Origin of the sequence: Clostridium arbusti SL206, assembly GCF_000246895.1 — a bacterium.
GTDB classification, from domain to species: Bacteria; Bacillota; Clostridia; order Clostridiales; family Clostridiaceae; genus Clostridium_I; species Clostridium_I arbusti.
Window position 1 is genome coordinate 1 of the sequence record NZ_BAEV01000162.1, and the last position, 4068, is coordinate 4068.

Here is a 4068-nt window from a genome sequence, read left to right on the forward strand (position 1 = left end):
TATAATACTTAAATTTTATAATTTATATTAAATTTTAAGCTTATTTTTTTTATAGATTATATTAATAATGCAATTTTCTTATTGCAAAAAACTTATTAAGTTCTGTAAAATTTATAATTGAAAGATAGTTTTATTTTTCAATTAGCATATTTTTTAAAAATAATTGTTAATATTTTCACATAATTCTAAATACAATTTTAATTTTAGTTTATATAAGTTAAATTTTATTATATGGGGTTTTAAATTGAAATTTTGGAGGTTTGGTATGAAATCATCATTTAAAGATAATATGGAAAATCACACTAATGAAAACGTTAATGAGGTTCAATTGTCAAAAGACAATAATTATATCGAAAATAATTCTAGGGAGATAAATATGAAAAAAGTAATTATAAATGGTGTTCAACTAGAAGTAAATGATAATATTACTATTTTAAAATTAGCACGAGATAATAATATAGATATATCTACACTTTGCTTTTTAAATAATTGTAGTAATACTATTAATAAATGTGAAATATGTACTGTAGAAGTAGAAGGCACAGGATTAGTAACTGCATGCGATACTTATATTGAAGATGGAATGATTATAAATACAAATTCCGAAGCTGTTACTGATAAAATCAAAAGTAGAATATCTGAATTATTAGATAAGCATGAATTTAAGTGTGGTCCTTGCGTTAGACGAGAAAACTGTGAATTCTTAAAACTTGTTATAAAAACAAAAGCAAGGGCTTCAAAGCCATTTTTACCAAAGGATAAATCAGAATACGTTGATTTAAGAAGTAAATCCTTAACTGTAGATAGAACAAAATGCCTACTATGTGGTAGATGTGTTAATGCCTGTAGAATAAATACAGGCACTTGTGCCATGAAATTTATAGATAAGGGTGATAAAACTATTATTGGAGCAGAAGATGAAAAGTGCTTTGATGATACAAATTGTATACTATGTGGTCAATGCATAATTGCTTGTCCAGTTGCTGCTTTAACAGAAAAATCTCATATGGATAGAGTGAAAGATGCATTAAATGATCCAGAAAAGCATGTTATAGTTGCTATGGCTCCATCAGTTAGAGCTTCTATGGGTGAACTCTTTAATATGGGTTTTGGAGTTGATGTAACTGGAAAAATTTATACCGCATTAAGACAACTTGGCTTTAATAAAATATTTGACATAAATTTTGGAGCTGATATGACTATTATGGAAGAAGCTACTGAACTTGTTCAGAGAATAAAAAATAATGGTCCATTCCCAATGTTTACTTCTTGTTGTCCAGGTTGGGTAAGACAAGCTGAGAACTACTATCCTGAATTATTAAACAATCTATCCTCAGCAAAATCTCCACAACAAATATTTGGTGCTGCAACAAAGACCTATTATCCATCCATAACTGGTCTTGATCCTAAAAATGTAGTTACTGTAACAGTTATGCCCTGTACATCTAAGAAGTTCGAAGCTGATAGACCTGAAATGGAGAATGATGGCCTTAGAAATATAGATGCTGTTATAACTACTAGAGAATTAGCCAAAATGATAAAAGATGCCAAGATACCTTTTGCTAAACTTGAAGATAGTGAAGTAGATCCAGCAATGGGTGAATATAGTGGTGCCGGTGTTATATTCGGTGCAACAGGTGGTGTTATGGAAGCTGCCCTAAGAAGTGCAAAAGATTTTGCTGAAAATGCTGAACTTGAAAATATAGAGTATAAACAAGTACGAGGATTAGATGGAATAAAAGAGGCAGAAGTAGAACTGGCTGGTAAAAAATATAATGTGGCAGTTATAAACGGTGCTTCAAATGTATTTAAATTCATGGAATCTGGAAAGATGAACGAAAAGCAATATCACTTTATAGAAGTTATGGCCTGTCACGGAGGTTGTGTCAATGGTGGTGGTCAACCACATGTAAAACCAATAGATCTAGAAAAAGTGGATATTAAAAGTGAAAGAGCATCCGTATTATACAATCAAGATGCTCATCTTACAAAGAGAAAGTCCCATAATAATACTGCATTAATTAAAATGTATAAGGATTATATCGGTACCCCTGGAGAGGGCCTTGCTCATAAAATACTCCATTTTAAATATAAAAAATAAGAGAGAAGTACATTTTACCTTAAACTATACCTTTGTAAATGAATCTATATACAATTCTTTATAATAGAACACTACCAAAATCATCATATTTCCATGGATTTGGGTAGTGTTCTATTTACTATTAATTATAATATATAAGTTGTAATTAAATTTTATATACTAAAATTTCTATTTTCTATCCCCAAGCTTACATTTATTGGATATAACACATCTGTATCTGTACTATATCTGTTAAATTTTTATCAAACTGTACTATAATAATTAAGCTTAAAATTAAACTTTAATCTTAATTATTATTTTCTAAAAATAACCTAATATAAAAAAAGCACCCCTTTATCTGGAGTGCTTTTTAAGGATGAATTTTCCTTATTTAATAATTTTATTTAGATTCCTCAGTATTTTTAATTAATTGTATATTAGTTTTTTCTACATCGCTCATAGTATTCTCATCATATGACGGATCTGAATGATACCAAGATTTAGATTCGAAGTAAGACTTAATTTCAGGTGATGTAAATACATAACCATGTCTTGCAAAAATCTCATTTCTTGCTAATGTAAGTTGTTCTTTTGTTAAACTGTCTAAATCCGATTGCTTTAATTTCACTGAATTACTATTAGGTAAAATAAAATCTTCACTATTTTCTTTATTATCTATTTTTGTATTATTATTTTTATCATCTTTAGAGTTTAGATCGTTACTAATATTTATACTCTTTATGGTGTAATCATCTAGCAATCCATACGTATAGAACAAAAAATTCTTTGATACATTTATATTTGCAAAATTAGATTCTGTAGCTAATTTTATTTTATTTTTACCATCTAAATTCATGCTATACAGAACCTTATTTATATGTTGATTAATTGTATAGTATATATTATCATTTGTAACATTAAGTGAATCTATAGCATCATCTGATAATTTAGTTTTGTTAGTACCATCTATCCTCATTTTATATAATCCTGCATTATTCATTTCAGTAAAATAATAAATATAGTTTCCAAGAACGTTGAATTCTTTCACATTATCCAATATTTTATGCTTGTCTGATCCATCTAACTTAACGCTATATAAAGCTTCTCCTCCATTATCTGAATTTGTTTTATAATATATTAAGTTATTTGTTATAGAAAAATCACCACTAACAACACTATCCTCAATAATTTTGGTATCATTAGTGCCATCTAAATTTACTTTATATAGTCTAAAGTTAAGTCCATTTTCAGTACTTTTACAATAATAAATCCAATTTCCAACAATATTAATACCTCTTGAAAAACTTGCTAATATCTTTTTCTTTGATGTTCCATCGGTTTTCATCGTATATATTGAATTACCATTAGATATATTTATGTAGTAAATATAATTACCTATTATATTTATATACTTAGCATTATCATTAGATATATTAGCTACTTCCTGTCCATCACTTTTCATTTTATATAAACCATCAGAATTGTTGTAATAAATCCAATTATTTTTTTCAGCTATTATTCCTTCATTTAAAAGGTTTCCTGGTGAATTTCCTGGTATAATATTAGTTTTATTGTTTTCGGCATTAACCTTACTAATATCATTTGATTTATTAGTTAGCAATAATTTATAGCTAACTAAGTATACCAACGACAAAATTATAGCTAAGCAAATTGTTATCTTTGCAACTAATATTAGCTTGTACCTATTTTTTTTATCTAAACCACCTATTTTTTTAATGTTATTTGTACTAGTTTTATTTTCAGTTATATCACTGTATATATGCTCATTATCTTCTAATCTATTACCACTATTTCTTGTATCTAAATTATCCTTATCATATATCCTAATTATATTATCATCAGTAATTTGATAAGTATTATTTGATGATCTATCATTTTTTAACATAGTACCACATTTATAACAATACTTTGCTTCATTTGGATTTTTAGTGCCACATTTTATACAATACATTATTATCTCCCTCCAA

2 protein-coding genes are annotated in these 4068 nt (G+C 27.2%); one reads left to right on the forward strand and one right to left on the reverse strand.

What is annotated here, in order from left to right; all coding sequences use genetic code 11:
• The first annotated feature begins 376 nt into the window (after positions 1–376).
• Positions 377–2101: a ferredoxin hydrogenase gene (locus RH99_RS17655; protein WP_010241437.1), complete on the forward strand. Its 1725-nt coding sequence runs from the start codon at positions 377–379 to the stop codon at positions 2099–2101.
• Positions 2102–2480: 379 nt separating this feature from the next.
• Here RH99_RS17655 and RH99_RS17660 read toward each other — a convergent pair whose 3' ends face one another.
• Positions 2481–4052, reverse strand: a complete 1572-nt coding sequence (locus RH99_RS17660) for a DUF5050 domain-containing protein (RefSeq protein WP_026038539.1) — start codon at positions 4050–4052, stop codon at positions 2481–2483.
• Positions 4053–4068: the final 16 nt, after the last annotated feature.

Excerpts from the sequence above, each read along its gene's own strand:
- RH99_RS17655 (WP_010241437.1), top strand. The coding sequence starts at position 377 with ATGAAAAAAGTAATTATAAATGGTGTTCAACTAGAAGTAAATGATAAT.
- RH99_RS17660 (WP_026038539.1), bottom strand. The coding sequence starts at position 4,052 with ATGTATTGTATAAAATGTGGCACTAAAAATCCAAATGAAGCAAAGTAT.